This is a genomic window from Sorangium sp. So ce128 (assembly GCF_051525245.1).
Taxonomy (GTDB): domain Bacteria; phylum Myxococcota_A; class Polyangia; order Polyangiales; family Polyangiaceae; genus Sorangium; species Sorangium cellulosum_B.
The window spans coordinates 1,096,025-1,116,000 of record NZ_CP150313.1 but is presented as its reverse complement, the minus strand read 5'-3'; the positions used below and the strand labels follow the sequence as shown (position 1 = coordinate 1,116,000).

Here is a 19,976-nt window from a genome sequence, read left to right as displayed (position 1 = left end):
GGCGGCGCGCACGACAGCGACAGCAGAACCGACGTCAGAAATCTCCTGACACCACGCAGCCCGATACGAATGCACCTCCCCGGCGTCTGCCCTTGTGATAAATCGAGGACACCTTGTCCGAAGCAATCAGCCAGGTTCACGATCTGCGCGACGACGCCCCGGACAAGGGCCTGCGCGAGAGGGCCGTTGTCGATTTCCTGCTCTTCGACATGGGCTCGGTGACTTTCGCGCTGAGGGCGCAGCAGGTGGAAGAGGTGATCGCGTGGCGCGCCCCCTTGCCGCTGCCGCGCACCGACCCCCGGGTGATGGGCATCCTCCAGGACCGGGGGAGGATCATCGTGATCGTGTCGCCCGTCCTCGCGGAGCCGGCGGCTACCCCGCTCCGCATCGTCGTCTGCCGCGCTGCGCGCGGCTACCTGGGATTGCCCGCCGGCAAGACGCGGTGTGTCGCCGCGGTCGAGGTGTTCGGGGAGCCCGTGCCGAACGCTGTCGTCGACACCAGCGAGGGAGCAGTGACCTTCCTCGACGTGACCCACCTGGTCGACGCTTCCGACGTTGCGCCTCGGCCCTTCGTGGCGACGCGCGAAGCTCAGGGCATCTGGTCGAATCCATGAGCGTTCCGAGCTCCCGATCACCTGCGTCCAGGGCCAGACCGCCGCTCGATTCGGCCGATGAGGCGTCCCCGGCGAGCGCGGCTCCGCTGTCGCGGTCGCCGGCGAGCGCGCCGGCGAGCACGTTGACAAACGCGCCGGCAAACGCGCCTGTGCTCGTGATCGACGACAGCGAGATCGCCCGAGAAGAGGTGTCTCGCGTGCTGGGCTCCGCCGGTTTTCAGGTGCTCGCGCTCCCCTCCCCCATCGGGGCGACGCAGGCCATCGTGCGGCACCAGGTGCGCATCGTCGTCCTCGACGTCTTCATGCCCACCATCCGTGGGGACCGGCTGCTCACCCTGTTCCGCAAGAATCAGCGGCTCGGGCAGCTCAGCGTCATCCTGATGTCCGGACACTCCGAGCGGGAGCTCGAACAGCTGAAGCTGGAGGTCCAGGCGGACGCGGTCCTCTCGAAGCGCCACCTCGATCGTCTGCCGGCCCTGGTCAAGCGGCTCGCCGGCAAGGAACGCTGACGTGGGGACCGCGGTCGCCTGATGCCACGCTCGTCGAGGATCCGTCCGCGATCGTACACAGCTCGCCAGCGGAACATGGTGTCTCCGATCTCGTCGATTCGAATGCTGATGGCCGCAGCGCTCTTCACGACCGTGAGCACCGAGAGCCGCTCTGCCGCCTCCGTCCCCTACGAGCTGCGGGGCGCCATCCTCCTGCGGTCGATCGGCTACGAGAGCGGGTTCGCGAGCCGCGCGGGCACGGCCGTGCTCGCGGTCGTCGGGGCGGAGTCAGGCGCGAGCGCGGAGGACGCGAGCGCGATGGCGGCCGTGCTCTCCAGGCTGGCCGCGAAGACGACCGTGGCCAAGCGGCCGGCGTCCGTCCTGCGCGTGACGTACAGCGGAAGGGCCCAGCTGCAGGAGGCGCTGCGCGCCGCCGGCGCCGAGGTGGTCTATGTGGCGCGGGGGCTCGCCGCGGCCATCCCGGACATCCCGTCGCGCGAGGGAGCCGTCGTCCGCATCGTCGTGTGCGGCGACGGCGACGACACGAAGCGCGGCTGCGACGTCGCCGTGGGGCTCTCGGGCGCGAAGCCCGAGCTCCTGCTGAACGTGAAGCACGCCAACGCCGTCGGCCTCCGCTTCGACCCGCAGCTCCTCCGGCTCGCCCGCATCGTCGACTGAGGCCCTCGCGGCGTCCGTCACCGGACACCGCGCATCGCCGCTCGCAGGTTCACGGCTCACGGTTCACGACTCGCGATCTCCCATCGCCCATCCAGCGCCCCTCGTTCAGCGTCCGCCATCGCCGCCCCTCACCCGCCATGCTCAACTTTCGCTCTATCCGCTGGAAGATCGCCGCCCTCGTCGCGTCGGTGGCCATCGTGCTGTCGGCGCTCGATCTGTGGCTGATCCCCGAACACGCCGCGCGGGCGAGCGAGGCCGAGCTGCGCGAGCGCGCCGGGATCCTCGCCACCATGCTGAAGGAGCCCATCGGCGTGGCCATGGACCTCGAGCAGCCGCCGGAGACCTTCCCGGACACCCTGCGCACCGCGATGACCGATCCCCTGGTGAGCTGGGTGTCGGTCTACGACGCGAGGGGGCAGCGCATCGCCGCGATCGGCGCGGCGCAGGCGCCCGAGGGCGCGCGGGGCCGGGGCGACGCCGGCGTGGTCGTCAGCGAGACCCCGATCCGGTCGCGGAACGGCGATCGCCAGCTCGGGACGCTGGCCGTCGGGCTGCGCAGCGACCGGATCGCCGAGCGCCGCGCCGACGCGCGCAGGACCATCGCCCTGCAATCGGCGGGGATCGCGCTGCTCGGCCTGGGCCTCGCCTGGGTCATCTCGGCGCGCATGACGCGCTCGATGGCGCACATCAAGGAGGCGGCGGACCGGATCGCCCGCGGCGACGTCTCGGCCCGGCTGTCCCTCAGGATCTCGGACGACGAGCTCGGGGACATGGCCAGCGCGTTCGAGCGGATGAACACCCAGCTGCGCGAGCTCCAGGAGACGGCCGCGCGGGTCGCGGGCGGCGATTTCACGTGCAAGATCACCGGCGACGGGGAGCTGTTCGCCGCGTTCCGCTCCATGGTGACGAGCCTCCAGGAGCTCGCCTCGCGGATCGGCAACACCTCGGCGGAGGTCGCGTCGGCCGCCGCCGGCATGTTCTCGTCGGTGCGCGAGCAGGAGACGAGCGCGAGCCAGCAGAACGCGGCGCTCGAGGAGATCCGGCGGACCGTCGAGGCCCTGACCGCCAGCGCGGATCACATCGCGAAGGACGCGGCCACCGTGCACGAGACGGCGCAGCGGAGCCTCGTCAGCGTCCAGCACACGGCGGAGCAGACGCGCCTCGTCAGCTCCCACTCGGACCGCATCGGCGAGATCCTGTCCTTGATCCAGAGCATCGCCGACAAGTCGGACCTGCTCGCGCTCAACGCCGCGCTCGAGGGCACGAAGGCCGGCGAGGTGGGGCGCGGGTTCTCGCTCGTGGCCGCCGAGATGCGCCGCCTGTCCGAGCACGTCATGGACTCGGTGCGCGACATCCGGAGGCTCGTGGCGAACATGCACGCGGCCTCCCACGCGTCCGTGCTCGCGACCGAGGACGGGATCAAGCTGGCCCGCGACACGGCCGCGGCCGCCGCGCAGATCTCGGACGCGGTGGACCACCAGCGCGAGGGGACGGCGCGGGTCAAGACGGCGATCGTCAACATCGTCGGGGCGGTGAACGACACGCTGACGAGCAGCGTGGCCGCGACGCGCTCGGCCGAGTCGCTGCTCCAGCTGTCGCACGTGCTCAAGACGACGGCGAAGGCCTTCCGGGTCAAGCCGCTGGGGGCGAGGGCCGGCAAGCCCGAGAGCGCGGAGGCGGACGCGGATGAGGAGCCGGGCTGATCTCGTCGCCGCCTTCCACCGGACCATGCCGGACCGCGTGGCCCAGGCGACGGACCTGTGGCTCGGCTACGAGCAGGGGCAGAGCGGTAACCTGCAGGTGCTGCGCCGGCTCCTGCACACGCTGAAGGGCGAGGCGCACATGCTGGAGCTCGCCGCGTGCGGCGACCTGGCCGAGCTGGCGGAGGACGTCATCGACGCGGTGCGGGGCGGCGCGCGCCCCACGCAGCTCACCGGCGACAGCCTCCTCGGCGCGCTGGAGGGGCTAGGGCTCCTGTCGGCGAGCCCCGGCGACGAGGCCGCGCCCGAGCTCGAGATCGTGAAGGAGACCCTCCGCGCTGCGCGCGCGGAGCTCGGCGGCGGCGGCCCGCCCGACGGCGAGCTCGCGCCGCCGCTCGTATCGGCGCCTGATTCCGTGCACGAGAGCGTCCTGCCGCCGCGGCTGGACCAGCCCGACGCGCCGCCCGACCCCGCCCAGCCGACCGCCCGCGCGGCCCTCGACGCCGAGGCCGTCGGGGCGCTCTTGCAGGAGCTCCAGCGGCTCCACGGCGAGCGGGAGGTCATCCAGCGGCGGCTCCGCGAGTCCCAGCGCATGCTCCGCGCGCTGCTCGTCGAGATCGACCCCCGCGGCGCGGATGTGGATCGATTTGCCGAGCGCATCGCGAAGACGCTCGGCTATGGCGCGGAGATCGAGCGCCTCCTGAGCGCCGTCCGGGCGGACTGGTCCAGCAACGAGTTCGCGGCGGGGCGCGCGCTCGGCGAGCTCGACGAGGTGGTCCGGAGGGCGTCGGTCGTGCGCACCGAGCGCCTGCTGAACCAGGTGTCGCTCGCCGCCCGGAGCGCGGCGCGCATGCTGGGCAAGGACGTCGAGGCGCGGGTCGAGGGGACGGGGCTGCTCGACGCGGCCGTGGAGCGCCGCCTCGAGCCGGCGCTCCTGCACCTCGTGCGCAACGCCATCGACCACGGGATCGAGCCGGCGGACGTCCGGGCGCGCCGCGGCAAGCCCGCGCGCGGGACGGTGGCGGTGACCGTGGTCCAGACCGACGCCGCCGTGCGGGTCGAGGTGAAGGACGACGGCGGCGGGGTCGACTTCGCCCGCCTGCGCGAGGTGCTCGCGCCGTCGGTCCCGGGCGCCTCGACCCTCGACGACGCCGAGCTCATCCCGTACCTGTTCGCGCACGGGCTCACGACGAGCCGCAGCGTCGGCGCGATCTCGGGCCGGGGCGTCGGGCTCGACATCGTGGCGCGCGAGATCGGCGCGCTGGGCGGGCAGGTACGGGTCGACTCGAAGCCCGGGCTCGGCACGACGATCGTGCTCGTGGTGCCGAAGAACCTGCACGGCGAGGAGGTGGTCCCCATCTCCAGCGGGCGCTTCCGGTGCGCGGTGCCGACGCACGCCGTGCACTCCGTCGTGCTGCTGGAGGACGAGGAGCTTCTGCGCGCCCCCGACGGGCCGCGCGTGCGCCTGACCAGCGGCGCCGGCGCGGAGCTCGCGCCGCTGTACGCGCTCGGGGCGGTGCTCGGCGACGGAGGCCTGCCCGAGCCCGGGGACGCGGCGCTCGTGCTGCACCACGCCGCGGGCCTGTTCGCGGTGAGCGTGGACGGCTACGAGAACCCTCGGCTGGTCGCGCTCGTGCGCTCGGAGGAGATGCCCCTCACCTCGCCGCTCGTGCGCGGGGTGGCGCCGACGGCGGACGGCGAGGCGATGCTGCTCCTCGACGTGGAGCGGCTGTTCACGTACGCCCGGCAGGCGCCCCGGGACGCGCCCTTCACCGCCGCCGCCGAGCAGAAGCGGGAGCCGCTCGCGCTGGTCGTGGAGGACGCGCCCGTCGCGCGGGAGCTGCTCTGCGGCATCCTGCGGTCGATGGGGCTGCGCGTGGAGGAGGCGAGCGACGGTCGGGAGGGGCTCGCGCGGGCGCGGGCGGCGCCGCCCGACGTGGTGCTGACCGACCTGGAGATGCCCTACATGAGCGGCCTGGAGATGGTGGCGGAGCTCAGGCGCTCGCCCGGGCTCGCCCGGGTGCCGGTCGTGGTGCTGACGACGGCGGCGCAGGAGCAGAGCGAGGCCGCGCTGCGCGGGCTCGGCGTGCGGGCGGTGCTGTCGAAGCAGCGGTTCGTCGAGGAGGAGCTGCGCCGGATCATCGCGGCCAGCCTGGGGGGCGCGTGACGGCGCGCACGTCCAGCGCCGTCGCGACCGTCACTTGTCCGCGGAGGCCGCCGGCAGCGCGACGGAGATCTCGACGCGCCCCGGAGGCAGCTTGGTCTCCCCGAGCGCGGCGGCCGCGGGGTCGTGCTCGGCGTACCCGACCGCCGACAGCCGGGCCCCTGCCACCGCGCACTTGTCCTGGAGCGTCTGCGTGACGGTCGCCGCCCGGACCGCGGAGAGCTCCCACGGCGTCGGATAGGCGGCCTGCAAGGGGGCAGGCACCGAGGCCGGAGGACCGCTGACCGCGCCGACGCGCAGCGCCGCCTGGCCGCCGCCGCTCGAGGACAGCGCGCCCGAGACCTGGCACAGGAGGGCTTGCCCCTGCGGGCTCACGTCGACCGTGTTGGGGAGGAACACCGCGCTCTCCGAGAGCGCGACGAACGCCTGTCCCTCCGCGACCGCGACCGCCGCGACCCCTTTCTTGACGTGCTTGTCGAGCTTCCCCGCGAGCTCCGCCTTGATCTGCCCGACCCGCTCGGCGCCCGACTTCTTCGCGGCCTCGGTCTGCTGCCGCTCCGCCTCGCCCTTCTCGATCTGCGCCGTCTTCGCCTGGAGCTCCCCGCGCACCTGGCTCAGCGTCTGTTCGAGCTCTTTGGCCCTCTGGGTCGACTTCCGCTGCTCCTCCAGCAAGAGCACGTGAGCGTGGTGAAGCGGGACGTAATATGCCGCCACGAACGCGGCGGCCGCGACGAGGAGGAGCGCCGGCATCACGCGCATCCAGCGTCGGAAGCTGGACGATCCAGCGCTGTTGCCGGCCACGATCGCCTCATCCGCGATGTTCATGACTGCCTCCATGCTCCGCCGCCATCGCCGGCGAGAATACCGGCATGGCGAGGATCCCGCCAGCGCGACGGGTCACACCTCACTCATTGCAAAAATCCGCACCGTCTCGAAAGCACGCGGGGCCTCATGTCGGTGTGTACGGTGCGCTCGCGCCGTGGCATCCTCGGGGACGCAAGGGAGGACTTTGTATGAAACCGCCGCCCCTTCCGGCCAGGCGCCCGGCGCCGCCCGTTCCGGCAACCGATGATCGCGAGAGTCTCTGGCATGTCGCGATCGCGCCTGACGACATCAAGGTGCTCACGTTGGACAAGCTCGACGATCTGTTCCGTCTCGACGTGATCGACGAGACGACGAAGATATGGCGCCCCGGGATGGCCGCCTGGCAGCCGCTCGGCGTCGTGGCGGGAATCGAGCCGACGCCCCCCGAGCCGGCGCAGGTCCAGGGTCCTCCGCCGAGCACGGCGCGCCGGGGCCCGCCTCCGCCGCCTGCGCGGCGGAGCATGGACTCCGACCATCCGACGCCGGTGGCGTCGAACATGTTCTCCACGATGCCGCTCGGCGCCACGATGCCGATCGGAGCGCTGGACGACAGTTCGCCTCACCTCGTGACGCGGACCGAGGTGCAGGCGCCGCCCGCGGCGATGCTCGCGGCGTCTCGGCCCACCTCGCCGCCGTGGATGCCGGAGGCGCGGGAGCCGGAGTTGTTCAACGAGTCGCCCTACGCGGCGCCCCGCGCGCGCGAAACGGGCCGGGCGCAGCGCCTGACGCTCGCGCTGTCGGTCGTCGCGGGGCTGGTCGTGACGCTCTACCGCAATGACGTCCTCCTCGACGCCGCGCGCTCCTCCGGGCATCAGGGCGTGTATCTGAAGGTCGAGACCGCGCTCGGCGGGCCCGGCTTCGGGACCCCGCGCTCGATCGAGAAGCTCGACGTGTCCGCAGAGCCGGCGCCGACGAAGTAACCCCACCGAGATCCAGCGCTCCTTCGAGCGCTGCGCGACACGCGACATCGCGAGTTCGGCCGCGCTGCGACGCTCGGCCGTCCTGGCACGGCGACCCGGACACGAAGGCCGCCGAGGCGCAAGCGACGCCATGAGAGCGAGGAGGGCGCGCTCCTCGGCGTCCCGGCGGCTCGCCTTCGTCTCGTGAGAGCACCTCCGCCGCGCCACGCGCTGTCAGCGGTGGATCGCCCCGACGCTCGACGCAACGCGCGGTCGCGCCTCGCGCTGGGCGTCGAGCCGACCGGAGCAGCCATGTCCGCGCCAGGAGCGACACAGTGGCTCGTTCACGCACAATGTCATCCACCGACATCGCAAATCAACGTTGTCAGTGCGAGCGAGCTCCACATTTGCTATAGTAAAGACCTTACTCTAATCGGGGAGGGCCCTACCGGATGTCACACAATCCCCGGTTGTATGCCGAGATTTTCCCAGCGCGTCCGCCACGCCATGGCGCGGTGGGATCTGGTTAGCACCGACACTTGAAAGTCCCTTGATCGAGACAGGGAGGTAGTCCTATGTCGCCCTTTATCTCACGCAACCTGGCTGTTGTTCTGGCTCAAGTTGGTTTGCTCACCACGGCTTCGTGGAGCCTCACCGGATGTGGCCAGGCGGGTCCCCCGGACGAGCCGCTCGAATCCGATGCTCAGGCCATCGTCGCCGAGGAGGCCGAGGATCCCGGTGACGCCGAGGATCCCGGCGATGCCGATGAGGTGTGCTCGGGCGAGGAGCCGACCTTCACCTCGCGCGAAATCGTACGGGATCTCTCGTTTCCGATGCGGATCGTCTGGGGACCGGATGACTACCTGTGGCTCACCGAGCGCACAGGGAAGCGGGTCGTGCGCGTGAGGCCGGAGGACGGCCTTCAGAAGACCGCGATCACCATCCCGGAGGCGTTCCAGTCGGGAGGTCAGGACGGGCTGCTGGCCCTGGCGCTGCACCCGGATCTGCTCAAGCACAAAGGGAAGGACTACGTGTACGTGTCCTTCACCTACAACGTCGCGGCAGATCCAGCGGTGGACCGCAAGACGAAGATCCGCCGCTACACGTACAACCCGGTGACCGAGACCCTCGGAAACCCTGTCGACGTCATCACGGGCCTGCCGGGGAGCGACGATCACAACTCCGCGCGGCTCCTGTTCGGCCCCGATGGGAAGCTCTATTACACCATCGGAGATCAGGGGAACAACCAGTTCGCCAGGATGTGCAACCCGAACCGCGCGCAGGAGCTGCCGACGGCGGCCGAGGTCGCGGCGCAGGACTGGCAGAAATACGTCGGCAAGATCCTGCGCTTGAACGTCGATGGCTCGATCCCGAAGGACAACCCGGAGATCGACGGGGTCCGCAGCCACATCTACTCGTACGGCCATCGCAACGCGCAGGGCCTCACGTTCGGCCGGGGCGGCAAGCTCTACGCGAACGAGCACGGGCCGAAGAGCGACGACGAGCTGAACCTCATCCAGGCCGGCAACAACTATGGCTGGCCGTACGTCGCCGGCTACCAGGACGACCAGGCGTACACGTACGACAACTGGTCGGCCTCGAGCCCGACGCCGTGCAACGAGCTCTTCTGGAGCGACTGGGCTCCTCCCGCGTCCGTGCCGCGGCAGCTGGAGAGCGCCTTCAGCCATCCGGACTTCAAGGAGCCGCTCCTCACCTTCTACACCGTCCCGAGCGACTACGTCTTCTTCGACTGGGCGTGCGGCTTCAGCCAGTACATCTGCTGGCCGACGATCGCGCCCTCCTCGCTCCACTACTACCCTGCCGGGCACGGCATCCGCGGGTGGGATCACTCTCTCCTGATGACCTCCCTCAAGAAGGGGGCCGTGTACCAGGTGAAGCTGAGCCCGAACGGGAAGACCGTGGAGGGCGAGCCGGTCGTCCTCTTCCAGAGCACGAACCGGTACCGCGATCTCGCGATGAGCCCGGACCGCAAGACCTTCTACATCATCACGGACACCACGGGGAACACGAGCGGACCGACCGGCGGCGTCACGACGGTCCTGGACAACCCGGGGGCGATCCTCGAGTTCAAGTACACGACATCGCACTGAGCCAACAGAGGGCGGGCGCGCCGCGGGCAACCCCGCGCACAGGCGCTCAGGCGCTCGCGGGCGCCCGGTGGAGCTGCAGCAGGTCCATCGACGGCGCCCTGCCGGTCAGCCGGAGATCGTAGCGCTGCTGCAGCAGCCGCGGCAGGCCGAGGTGGGTGCCGTGGTCCTGGTTGCGAATACGGTACTTGCCGCAACCCAGCGTGAGAATGAACGAATCCCGGGGCGTCTGCGCGGCGTAGTCCGTGAAGTAGCTGCGCGCCGCCTCGGGGCCGTCGCAGCCGCCGATCAGGAAGAACCGGCTGATCTTCCCGGCCTTCACCGCCTCCACGATGGCGCCCGCGTGCGCGAGGATCGCCTCGTGGTGGTAGCCGACCTCGGTCTCGCGGACGAAGTGGTCGGGCAGCGGCGGGCTCGCGAGCTCCGGATACGCGTGCGCCGGCAGCATCTCGCCGTGGGTGTACACCCTCACGCCCGTCCCCTCGCACTGCCGGAGCAGCTCGGCGAGGTCCGAGAGATCGTGCCCCGAGACGAGGATCCCCGGCCCCGCCACGGTGCCTTCCCGGACCATCGCCGGCTGCGGCTCGCCGAAGCGCACGCGGTGGCCCTCGTCGAGCATCCTCATCACAAGGAGGTTCACCTGGCCGCACTCCAGGCAGAGCTCGAGGAGCGCCTCGGGGTCGAAGCTCACGTTGGTCAGCGTGGAGAAGAGCGTCTCGGCGGCGGGGTCGTCCTGCCCACGCGACCATGCCACCATTCCAATCCCAGCTGGCGCCGCCCTTACCCCGTGATCTACGTTCACACGCGCCGTCTTACAAGGTGTGAGCTGCTCCCCGCCGAGAGGCACGAGGCAGCTCGAGTCGCCGCGCCCGAAACGGATAGCGCTGCAGCCCTGTGTGTCAGTAGAATGGAGAATCCTTGAACTCTGAATGAGGTCGCAGTGGAAAATCATACCATGGTTAAACGAGGGCGCTTTGCCCGGTTTCACCGCTCCATCTCGCTCGCCCTGATCTCTCTGAGCGTTGCTTGCGGCCAGGGCCAGGAACCGGCTGGCGACGGCAGCGGCACCGCGGCGCCGCCCCCGTCCCTGATCGGGGATGTGTCGTTCTCCACGCCTAGCCAGACGTTCAGAGATCAGATCCAGGTGGGGATGTCCACCGCGATCGAGGGGGCAGAGATCCGCTACACGCTGGACGGGCTGCTGCCGACCGCGTCCTCCACGTTGTACACGGGCGAGCCCGTGACCCTCACTGAAACGACGCAGGTCCGCGCGCAAACGTTCGTTGGAGGCGCCGCGAGCGGCGCGGTGAGCACAGGCCTCTACATCGCGCGCACCTTCGACGCGACCTCCGATCTTCCCATCGTGATCATGGACGGTTACGGCATGGGCAAGCCGACCGACAAGGAGGTCTACTTCGACGCGGCGGTGATGATCTGGGAGCCGGTCAACGGCGTCGCGTCGATCGCCTCGCTGCCCACGATGGCGATGCGCGGCGGGTATCACGTGCGCGGTCAGTCGTCGCAGAACTTCCCGCAAACACCGTACAAGCTCGAGCTGTGGGGCAACGACGACAAGGACCTCGACTACCCGGTGCTGGGCATGCCCGCCGACTCGGACTGGGCGCTGATCCCTCCCTATTACGATCGCACGTTGATCCGCAATCCGTTCACCTTCACCCTCGGCCGCGACATGGGGCTCCAGGCGCCACGCGTCGAGTTCGCCGAGGTCTATCTGAACTACGACGCGCGCGTCGTCGGCGAAGCGGACTACCAGGGCATCTACTGGATCTCGGAGACCATCAAGAACAACAAGGTCCGCACCGATCTCAAGGAGCTCAAGGAGACGGACCGGGCACTGCCGGACATCAGCGGCGGCTACATCTTCAAGTTCGACCAGGCGGCCGCCGAGGAGCCGAAGCTCGCCTGCACCGGGTCGGATCCCCTCCCGTCGTTCAGCTTCGGCGGCGGCGGGGGTCCCCGCCCCGACGAGGGCGGCACGTGCTGGATCGATCTCGAGGTCGTGGATCCCGACCCCCTGAACGACGAGCAGACGACCTGGCTGACGCAGTACATCCAGCAGTTCCACGACAGCATCCACCAGACGCCGATCGGCGATTACGCGTCGTACATCGACGTGCCGTCGTTCATCGATTACCTGATCATCAGCGAGCTGACGCTCAACGTGGACGCGTACGTGCGGAGCGCGTATTACTTCAAGGATCGCGATCAGAAGCTCAAGGCCGGGCCGCTGTGGGACTACAACTTCGCGCTCGGCGGCGTGGGCGCCCAGAGCGCGACGCCGCAATCGGCGAACGACACCGGCTGGCGCTTCAGCGGCACGAGGAACGTCAACAACTGGTATCAGAAGCTCACCGCGGATCCGAGCTTCATGGCGCAGGTGAAGGCGCGCTACACGGCGCTTCGCCAGACGCACCTGTCCGAGGCCGCGATCGAGCAGCGCATGAACGAGCTGAGCGCGCCGCTCTCGCAGGCCGTGGTCCGCGACTTCGCCAAGTGGCCGGTGTCGAGCGTCATCGAGTCGAGCGAGGGTTTCCTCGGCGGCCCCACCGCGCCGACGTGGGAGGGGCAGCTGCAGAGCATGCGCGACTTCCTGCGGGCCCGACTCGCCTGGATGGACGCCAACTTGCCGTGACGCGGCGCGAGCCGCCGCGCAGCTCGCGCGGCCCTTCTCGACCCTGCGCGGCGAGGCGCTAGCTGCGCTGCAGCCGGCTCACGGCGAACGCGCCGTCACCGAGGAGGGCCTGCGCGCCGAGCGCGATCATCAGGAAGGCGACGTACTCCCAGCCGCCCCCCTGGCCGGCGAACATCCAGCCGTTCGGCAGGTGCACGAGCAGCGCGCCGATCATCACCGGCAGGAGCAAGAGCGAGACAAGGCGCGTCCTGAGCCCGGCGAGGAGCGCCGCGCCGCCGAGCAGCTCGGCGAGAAACACCGGATACGCCGTCCAGCCCGGGAAGCCGCTCGCCGCGAAGAACGCGACGGTGCCCGGCAACGTGAACACGAGCGGCTTGGCGATCGCGTGCGCCAGGAACACGGCGCCCAGCCCGAGGCGCAACATCAGCGCGGCCAGCTCGGCCGAGCGGGGAACGGAGAGGATCGTTTCGACACGGTTCATGGGTGATGCCTCCATGACCCGAGGAGTAAGCCCCGGCGCCGCGCCACGGTAGAGCGCGCCCGGGAACGAATTGTTCTCCGAGGAGAACGATCTGCCGCTACGCCCACGAGATCCCGCGGAACGCGGCCGCCAGGTGGTCGATGAGCCGCCGCACCCGCGCGGGCGGGCGCCGGCCAGCCGCGTGCACCGCGTAGATGCCCATCGGCCGGGGCGCGAACGCGTCGAGCAGCGTGACCAGCCGCCCGGCCGCGAGATCCTCGTCGACCATGAAGCGCGGCAGCACCGCGAGGCCGATCCCGGACACGGCCGCCTCTCGGAGCGCCGTCCCGTTGCTCGCCGTCAGCGGGCCGGAGACGGGGACGGAGATGCGCCCGCCGGCCCCGTAGAAGCGCCACTCGTCCTCGACGCGCAGGTGGAGGTAGCGCAGGCAGTCGTGGCGCAGGAGATCCCCCGGCTGCTCGGGCCGCCCCCGCCGCTCGAGGTAGCCCGGCGCGCCGACCACGTGCAGCGCCGTCGTGGCGAGCTGGCGCGCGACAAGGCTCGAGTCCTTGAGCTTCGTGATCCGGATGGCCAGGTCGACGCGCTCCTCCACCAGGTCGACGAGCCGGTCGTTCAGCATGAGCTCGACGTGCGCGCCCGGGCTCGCCCGGAGGAACCGCGCGAGCGGCTCCGCCAGGTACATCTGCGCGAAGCTGACCGGCGCGTTGAGCCGGATGCGGCCCCGGTCGGCGTCGGACGCGCCCCGCACCGCGGCCGCGGCCTCCTCGAGCACACGCGCGCAGCGCGCATAGAGGTTCATGCCGGCGTCCGTGACGGTGAGCTTGCGCGTGGTGCGCACGAGCAGGCGCTCGCCGAGGCGTTCCTCCAGGCGCGCGACCCGGGTGCTCACCATCGACTTCGACACCCCGAGCTCCGCCGCGGCCGCGGTGAACGAGCGGCGCTCCACGACGCGCGCGAAGCACAGCAGGGCGGGCAGATCGTCGAAGAGCGGGTCGACCATGCGCCCACTGTGCGCGGCGGGGCGGATTGTTCGCAACGGCGAACATCCCGGGATCGGCGTCGCCCGCCGCGGCCCGGCGAACGCGGCGCCGCGCGGCGGGCGGCCGGGCCGCTCGCGGAGCGCGATGTTCAGAGGAGACCAGGCGACAACGCCGCGACGCTCCGCTGGCCGCGTGACGCGGCGCGCGACCGCCGCACGCCTGCTCTCGACGCGCCGGCGCCGCCGGTGGTGGCGTCGCTCCGCGCGCGGGATCCCTGCACGCCAGGGGCAAGCCCCGTGCCCGGGCATGCGAACGGATAGCAACAAGACGGCGTTCGAGCAGGGCCTCCCACACCACATCGCCGCGATCGCGCGTAGCGCACGGATCGGCGCCCCGCTATAAAGGAACAAACCACGAGAGAGAGGGGGTCCCATGGCCAGTTCATTCGGTTACCTGAGCACGAGCGTCGACGTCTCGTCCGTATCGTTCGACGCGATCAGCAAGTACATGCAAGTGCTCCTCCTGCGGAACATCGCGACGGGGACCTGGGTCTTCAGCAAGGGCGCGATGCAGTCCGTCAAGGGGTGTGTGCTCGCGTCCCCGTCCCTGCCGGACGACAGGGGTCAGACCGACCAGGACTATGTGCACCACTGGATCCGGGACGCGGCCATCTGCATTCCGGAGGCGCTCGACAACCCGGTCTTCACGGCGCGGACCCTCTGCGAGGATTACACGATGTTCTCGGCGCTGTGCCAGGAGAACGCCGAGCGAGCGAGCAGGTTCGCGCTGGCGTGCTTCCACATCGACGGCACCGTGCGCGACAACTGGACCTCGCAGACGGATGGCCCGGCGCACCGCATCCTGTCCCTGCTCGCCATCGAGGATCGGCTCTCGCTGCAGGCGCTCGCCACGGCCAGGTCCATCATCGAGAAGGACACCCGGTACCTCCTCTCGGCCTACAAGGAGCAGACGCACAACCTCTGGGAGGAGACGGCCGGGTTCAGCTTCTATGCCCGCTCCGTGCAGCGAAAGGCGTTCCTCTCGCTGATCAGCCGCGCCGACGAGCACGGGCTCTCTCCGTACATCAACGACATGTGGGCGGCCGCAGAGTGGCTGGGCAGCCAGATGGCGACGCACCAGGGCACGTACGACGGGCAGCCGTACTACGCGTCCATCACGGGCCCGAACGGCAGGCCCGCCGAAGGCAGGGGAGCGACGCTCAACGTGGATATCGTCATGTCGGCCGTCTACGGCTCCACGAACTGCGCGGACCCGGTGCTGCTCTCGACGGCCGCGCTGGTGCGCGAGGCGTTCGCCCAGGGCGAGCGGCGGTACCGCATCAACGACGCCGATCGGGCGCTGCCTCGGAGCAGGGGGCCGATGATCGGGCGGTACCCCGAGGATACGTACGACGGCAACCTGTCGGATCACGGTCCGGACGCCGGTCACCCGTGGGCGCTCACGACGTGCAACTTCGCGGAGCTCTACTTCATGCTCGCGGCGAAGATCAAGAGCTCCCCCGGCGCCGTGCTCGTGAACGCCACGACGCAGAAGTTCTTCGCGCAGGTGGGCGTGAGCGATCCCGCCGATCCAGACATCGCGGCGAAGCTGATCGACGCGGGCGACAGGATGCTCGAGGCGGTGATCTACCACTCCGATCGCCTCCAGCTGAGCGAGCAGTTCGATCGCGACAACGGGTACGAATGCAGCGTGAGCGATCTGAGCTGGAGTTACGCCGCCTTCCGGAGCGCGGTCAGGGCGCGCGAGGCCGCCGTGGGGGATTTTCCAAGCCGCCACGGGTAGCCAGCGCGCGGCGCGCACGTACGAGAGGTGCCCGGCGGCGGGGCTCGACGCAGGTCAGGTCAGCGTGTTGTCCTGACGGTTGAGCACGGCGTTGAAGACGATCGCCGGCACCCGAAGGCGCTCGTCGCCCTCGTAGAGCTGGCGCAGCTCGGCGAAGCGCGCGTCGGGCGAGCGGGTGGTCGCCGCGAGCCGGTCGAACAGCGCGAGCTGGTCGTCCCGCAGCGGCTCGTCGGGTCCGATCATCGCACCCCAGTCGTCCCACGGCAGCATCTCCATGTTGTTGAGCGCCGCGAGATCGCGCAGGACGTTGCCGCTGATGAACCAGAGCCCGCGCATGTCGAACATCCCGAACTTCGACGGATCGGCCTCCCCGGCGCGGCACTGCGCCCAGGCGTCGCCCGCCACCACGAAGCGGTGGCGCGGCACGTCGAGCAGATCGAAGTCGGGCTTCAGCGCCGCCCGCTGAACGTCGTCGATCTGCGCGTCGACGAGGACCCAGCGCTCCTCGGCGGCGTTCCAGTGCTCGCAGACCCAGTGATCCACGAAGTCCCCGGCGTGGAAATAGCCGCCGAAGCCGCAGCGGGCGCGGGCAGGGATCCCCTTGGCGCGCAGAAAGGCCACCAGGAGAACCGTGAAGTCACGGCAGGAGCCGACGAGGCGCGTGTCGAGCGGCCGGGCGGCGGAGAGCGGCCGATCGTCGTGGGCGAAAAGGCGATCCAGCATCCGGTCCGTCGGGCGGAGGTGGGACTCGGCGCGGCGCTCGTCCGAGAGCTCCACGCCGTAGGCCTGCGCCCAGTGCACGTGCAGCAAGAGGCCTTGCACGACGCGCACGAGCGAGGCCACGTCGCCCGGCAGCTCGTCGAACCGGGGCGCGTGCGCGCCCCCGGACGTCATCGCCGCGGGGCGCGTGTAGAAATCGAGGATCTCTCCGGTGGTCGTCATCGTTCGTTCTCCACGAGGTAGGCTGTCCAGGGGGATGGTGCCAAATCCTCCTTGGTGTAATCGATGACGGTGTCGGCCCCCAGCGACTTCACCAGCCCCAGGTTCGCCGTGCTGCACACGCCGGTGACCTCCGCCCCGAAGTGCTTTGCGAGCTGCACCGCAGAGGTGCCTATGCTTCCGGAAGCGCTGCCGCCGGCTGCGCGAGATCGCCCGCTCGCCCGGTGCGGCGCTGGACAGCCCGGCGCCGCTCGGGGAACACTCGGGCATATGGGATACGAGGGGGACGACGATAGCGCTCAGCTGGTTCGCCGCCTGGAGGCGATGGAGCAGGAGATGGAATCGCTGCGGGCGGACGCACGCAGATGGCGCGCGCTGATGGCGGCGCGCTGCTTCAGCGTGTCGATCCACCACCCCGTCGGCAGGACCCACGCCGTCAATGCCGGCTGGGAAGCGCTCTGGCGGGCCCCAGCCGAGGTGTTCTTGCAACTGAACTACAACATGCTGGAGGACCCGCAGCTCGTCGAGAACGGGATCATGCCGCACGTCGAGCGGTTCTTTCGCGGCGAGGAGGTCGCGATCCCGCCGATCAGCTACGACACCGACCTTGTCGAGGAGCTCACGGGCAAGAGGGGCGGAGCGGTGTGGGTCTGCTCCTTCGGCGTGCCGGTGCGCGACGCCGGGCACGGCTTCGAGGGCGTGCTGTTCCAGTTCGCCGTCCCGGAGGCGGCCGAGATCCAGCACAAATACGAGGCCCTGATCGAGGACCAGCGGGCGCTCCAGGCGTCGCTGGAGGCGCGCAACCGGGAGCTCGAAGAGACGGTGCGGGTGATCGCGGCGCAGCGGGACGCGATCCAGGCGATGAGCGTCCCGGTGATCCGCGTCGCGGACGGCGTGCTCTGCCTCCCCATCGTGGGCATGATCGACGACGCGCGCGCCAGCGCGCTCCTTGAGCGCCTGCTCGAGGCGATCGCCGCGCAGCAGGCGGCGCAGGTGCTGCTCGACATCACCGGCGTGCCGGCGCTCGACGCCCGGGCCGCCGCGCAGCTCGTCGGGGCGGCGTCGGCAGCGCGGCTGCTCGGCGCGTCCTGCACGCTGGTGGGCGTCTCGCCCGCGCTGGCGCAGACGCTGGTCGAGCTCGGCGTCGACCTCGGCGGCCTCGACACCGCGGCGACGCTGGCCGAGGGGCTGACCCGGGCCCTCGCCGCGCGCCGCGGGGCGGCGCAGCGGAGCGCGGCGGTCGCGGCGCAGCGGAACGCGACGGTCGCGGCGCGCGCTCCCGAGCGAGGCGAACGCGGAGAGGCGCATCGGCCGGCGGCGCTGCCCCGTGGAGAGGCGCATCGGCCGGCGGCGCTGCCCCGTGGAGAGGCGCATCGGCCGGCGGCGCTGCCCCGTGGAGAGGCGCATCGGCCGGCGGCGCTGCCCCGTGGAGAGGCTCCGTCCCGCAAGCGGTGAGCGCTCGCCCGGCCACAGCAAACAGCGCGGCGGGCGGACCCATGCCCTGCTGTCCACCCTCAAGCCATCGAGCGCTCGCAGCAGCGCCGTCGCCTGCGCCCCGGCGCGTGCCCCTCCAGGCCGGCCCGAGGCGACACCACCCGTCCCGACCGATCAGGTCTTCACCGCGCCCGCGGTGAGGCCCTGGACGAGGTAGCGCTGGAGCAGCAGGAACCCGGCCACCACAGGCACGCTGACGACCACCGAGGCGGCCATCACCTGGTTCCAGTAGATAGGAGCTCACCGCCTATCGGAGAGCCGACGTCGAACGCCGTGCGGTAGTTGGAGAGCCGCGCGAGCCCAGGCAGGCTACCGGCGCAAACCACCTCCAGCGCCGGGCGCAGGACGTGCCCAAGGACGTGCCCCAAGACCCGCAAGAAGCGCGCGCGAGCAGAGCACTTCATCGGTTCATAGTCAACGGCCGTGAGCGGGCGTCGCGCCCCGCCCGACCCCGGATCGCGGGCGTCGAGGCGGCGGGGCGGCGGGGCGCCGTGGCCGGCGCGGCGAGCCGCGGGGGCGGGCGGCGCTCCTTCGGCTCGCCTCCGGACCCAGGCTCGTGCGACGCGGTCGTGGCGATCTGGCGACGGCATGCACGCCTTGCATGAGGCCCATGATGCATTCGAGTTGGAAGGAGGCTAACCGTCGGCATAAAGACCCTCCGTCGCACCGATACGACGCGGGGGGCGCGAGGCGTCGATGCACTCGGGGCGACAGGAGAAGCAACCAGTGCGCTCATCTGTATATGCTTTGTTCTCATTGTGCTTGGCCGCCTGCAGCGTGGAGGGCTACGGCGAGACCTCCGAGGAGATCGGCGCGGCGGACGACGCGCTGATCGGGGGGCAGCCGGCGCTAGAATCGCAGTATCCGTCGACGGTCCTCGGCCCGGGGTGCACCGCCGCGAAGGTCGGACCGCGTCACTTCCTCACCGCGGCTCACTGCGTCGATGACGAGTACGCCGCGACCGTGGCCGCGGGCTACGGGCCGGGCGGCTCGTACTCGGTCAGCGCCGACAACACGCCCCCGATCTCGCCGTACGTCAACCTGACGATCCAGCAGACGTACATCCATCCGAAGTGGCTCGAGGTCTGCGCCGCCGCGCTGGCGGGGGGAGCGACCGATTGCGGGGTCAACGTCCTGAACCCGGGGTACGCGCCAGACCTCGCGGTGGTCGTCGTCAACGAGCTCTCGCCGACGATCCCGGCCGGCGTGGTGGACGGGGCGCCGGTCGCGGTGGGGGATCCCGTCGTGGCGACCGGCTATGGCTGCGAGAACCCCGGCGGCGGGGGCGGCGGGCTCTTCAAGCTCCAGGACCTCAGCGCGGCGCCTGCCTCGATCCTGGATCACCCGGGCTCGTACGTCTCTGGCACCGCCATCAACGATGTCGCCGCGGCCTACGTGCTCACGCCGGGTTATGCCAGCAGCACCACGTACGCCAGCCTGTGCCCCGGCGACTCGGGCGGCCCGCTCTACCGGCAGAGCGCGACCGACCTCGTGGTCGTGGGTGTCAACGCCTATTACACGTTCCCGTCCGGCTGGAGCGGCCCGGCTCCCTCGCAGACCAACTGGCACACGCGGCTCGACACGGCGGCGCGCTACCCGGTGACGACGTGGCTCCAGGGCCTCGGGGTGAGCGTGATCAACGGCGGCGCCGCGCCGACCTGCACCGACGGCGTCAAGAACGGCACCGAGACGGACGTCGACTGCGGCGGCACGTGCGCGGCCGACTGCGCGAACGGCCAGGCGTGCGTCACCGGCGCGGACTGCACGAGCCTGAGCTGCGTGGCCGGCGTCTGCCAGCCCAGCACCGGGACGGCGCCGTGCAGCAGCCTGTGCACGGGCCCCACCGTGTTCTCGAGCGCGAGCTACAGCTCGGGCAGCCTCGGCTCCGGCGCGCGCTGCTTCGAGACCACGGCGAGCCTGAGCGGCGCCAACTGCGGCAACTTCGCGGGCGGCCGCACGTTCGCGGTCAACGGCACGACGGTGGCGTGCAGCGGCGGCAACATCACCCTGCCCGCGAAGCGCAACGGCGGATACTGCTTCCAGGCCTCCGCCGGAAACGAGGCGTGGGCTTACTTCACCACCTGGTGAAGCGAGACACGCAGCGACCGGAC

16 protein-coding genes and 3 pseudogenes are annotated in these 19,976 nt (G+C 70.7%); 11 read left to right on the top strand and 8 right to left on the bottom strand.

All coding sequences use genetic code 11. From position 1 onward, the window contains the following. Nucleotides 1-113 precede the first annotated feature (113 nt). The 5 genes from WME82_RS04370 (at nucleotide 114) to WME82_RS04350 (ending at nucleotide 5,647) form a co-directional block, all read left to right on the top strand. The gene (locus WME82_RS04370) at nucleotides 114-614 is read left to right on the top strand and encodes a chemotaxis protein CheW (RefSeq protein WP_438041794.1); all 501 of its coding nucleotides are present in this window, start codon (nucleotides 114-116) and stop codon (nucleotides 612-614) included. A 155-nt stretch (nucleotides 615-769) separates the two neighbouring features. Further along, entirely contained in the window at nucleotides 770-1,123 is a 354-nt protein-coding gene (locus WME82_RS04365; protein WP_438041793.1) for a response regulator, read from the top strand. Between the two features lie 102 nt (nucleotides 1,124-1,225). Next, on the top strand, nucleotides 1,226-1,780 hold the full coding sequence (locus tag WME82_RS04360; RefSeq protein ID WP_438041792.1) for a YfiR family protein: 555 nt from the start codon (nucleotides 1,226-1,228) through the stop codon (nucleotides 1,778-1,780). Nucleotides 1,781-1,917: 137 nt separating this feature from the next. Beyond that, nucleotides 1,918-3,483: a methyl-accepting chemotaxis protein gene (locus WME82_RS04355; protein ID WP_438041791.1), complete on the top strand. Its 1,566-nt coding sequence runs from the start codon at nucleotides 1,918-1,920 to the stop codon at nucleotides 3,481-3,483. Then, a complete protein-coding gene (locus tag WME82_RS04350) occupies nucleotides 3,467-5,647 on the top strand; it encodes a hybrid sensor histidine kinase/response regulator (protein ID WP_438041790.1) in 2,181 nt (726 codons plus the stop codon). Before WME82_RS04355 ends, WME82_RS04350 begins: the two co-directional genes overlap by 17 nt. Before the next feature lie 30 nt (nucleotides 5,648-5,677). Here the strand turns inward: WME82_RS04350 and WME82_RS04345 are convergent, their stop codons facing one another. After that, on the bottom strand, nucleotides 5,678-6,469 hold the full coding sequence (locus WME82_RS04345) for an OmpA/MotB family protein (protein ID WP_438041789.1): 792 nt from the start codon (nucleotides 6,467-6,469) through the stop codon (nucleotides 5,678-5,680). A 293-nt stretch (nucleotides 6,470-6,762) separates the two neighbouring features. On the opposite strand from WME82_RS04345, the gene WME82_RS04340 reads away from it, so the two are divergent. Continuing rightward, a complete protein-coding gene (locus tag WME82_RS04340; RefSeq protein WP_438041788.1) occupies nucleotides 6,763-7,428 on the top strand; it encodes a DUF4339 domain-containing protein in 666 nt (221 codons plus the stop codon). A gap of 605 nt (nucleotides 7,429-8,033) precedes the next feature. After that, entirely contained in the window at nucleotides 8,034-9,518 is a 1,485-nt protein-coding gene (locus WME82_RS04335; protein WP_438041787.1) for a glucose/sorbosone family PQQ-dependent dehydrogenase, read from the top strand. Between the two features lie 46 nt (nucleotides 9,519-9,564). Here the strand turns inward: WME82_RS04335 and WME82_RS04330 are convergent. Further along, a pseudogene (locus tag WME82_RS04330) lies at nucleotides 9,565-10,275 on the bottom strand (hypothetical protein); the annotation flags it as partial. A gap of 195 nt (nucleotides 10,276-10,470) precedes the next feature. Here WME82_RS04330 and WME82_RS04325 point away from each other — a divergent pair. After that, nucleotides 10,471-12,168 (top strand): CotH kinase family protein, encoded by a 1,698-nt coding sequence (locus tag WME82_RS04325; RefSeq protein ID WP_438041786.1) that lies wholly within the window; start codon nucleotides 10,471-10,473, stop codon nucleotides 12,166-12,168. 58 nt (nucleotides 12,169-12,226) lie between these two features. On the opposite strand, the gene WME82_RS04320 is transcribed toward WME82_RS04325, so the two are convergent. Next, nucleotides 12,227-12,649 (bottom strand): DoxX family protein, encoded by a 423-nt coding sequence (locus tag WME82_RS04320; protein ID WP_438041785.1) that lies wholly within the window; start codon nucleotides 12,647-12,649, stop codon nucleotides 12,227-12,229. Nucleotides 12,650-12,746: 97 nt separating this feature from the next. Continuing rightward, complete coding sequence (locus WME82_RS04315; RefSeq protein WP_438041784.1) at nucleotides 12,747-13,649, bottom strand: LysR family transcriptional regulator; 903 nt, start codon at nucleotides 13,647-13,649, stop codon at nucleotides 12,747-12,749. A 412-nt stretch (nucleotides 13,650-14,061) separates the two neighbouring features. On the opposite strand from WME82_RS04315, the gene WME82_RS04310 reads away from it, so the two are divergent. Beyond that, nucleotides 14,062-15,432, top strand: a complete 1,371-nt coding sequence (locus tag WME82_RS04310) for a glycoside hydrolase family 15 protein (RefSeq protein WP_437914853.1) — start codon at nucleotides 14,062-14,064, stop codon at nucleotides 15,430-15,432. Between the two features lie 54 nt (nucleotides 15,433-15,486). Here WME82_RS04310 and WME82_RS04305 read toward each other — a convergent pair whose 3' ends face one another. Further along, nucleotides 15,487-16,374 (bottom strand): transglutaminase-like domain-containing protein, encoded by an 888-nt coding sequence (locus tag WME82_RS04305; protein ID WP_438041783.1) that lies wholly within the window; start codon nucleotides 16,372-16,374, stop codon nucleotides 15,487-15,489. A gap of 44 nt (nucleotides 16,375-16,418) precedes the next feature. Continuing rightward, nucleotides 16,419-16,559, bottom strand: a pseudogene (locus WME82_RS04300) (zinc-binding dehydrogenase); the annotation flags it as partial. A gap of 148 nt (nucleotides 16,560-16,707) precedes the next feature. On the opposite strand from WME82_RS04300, the gene WME82_RS04295 reads away from it, so the two are divergent. Then, complete coding sequence (locus tag WME82_RS04295) at nucleotides 16,708-17,826, top strand: STAS domain-containing protein (RefSeq protein WP_438041782.1); 1,119 nt, start codon at nucleotides 16,708-16,710, stop codon at nucleotides 17,824-17,826. Nucleotides 17,827-17,979: 153 nt separating this feature from the next. Here WME82_RS04295 and WME82_RS04290 read toward each other — a convergent pair. Together WME82_RS04290 and WME82_RS04285 are read right to left on the bottom strand one after the other, a co-directional pair. Next, a pseudogene (locus WME82_RS04290) lies at nucleotides 17,980-18,099 on the bottom strand (carbohydrate ABC transporter permease); the annotation flags it as partial. Beyond that, nucleotides 18,081-18,269 (bottom strand): hypothetical protein, encoded by a 189-nt coding sequence (locus tag WME82_RS04285; protein ID WP_438041781.1) that lies wholly within the window; start codon nucleotides 18,267-18,269, stop codon nucleotides 18,081-18,083. The gene WME82_RS04285 and the pseudogene WME82_RS04290, both read right to left, overlap by 19 nt. Nucleotides 18,270-18,627: 358 nt before the next feature. On the opposite strand from WME82_RS04285, the gene WME82_RS04280 reads away from it, so the two are divergent. After that, nucleotides 18,628-19,953, top strand: coding sequence for a trypsin-like serine protease (locus WME82_RS04280; protein ID WP_438041780.1), 1,326 nt, complete (start codon nucleotides 18,628-18,630; stop codon nucleotides 19,951-19,953). Nucleotides 19,954-19,976 lie beyond the last annotated feature (23 nt).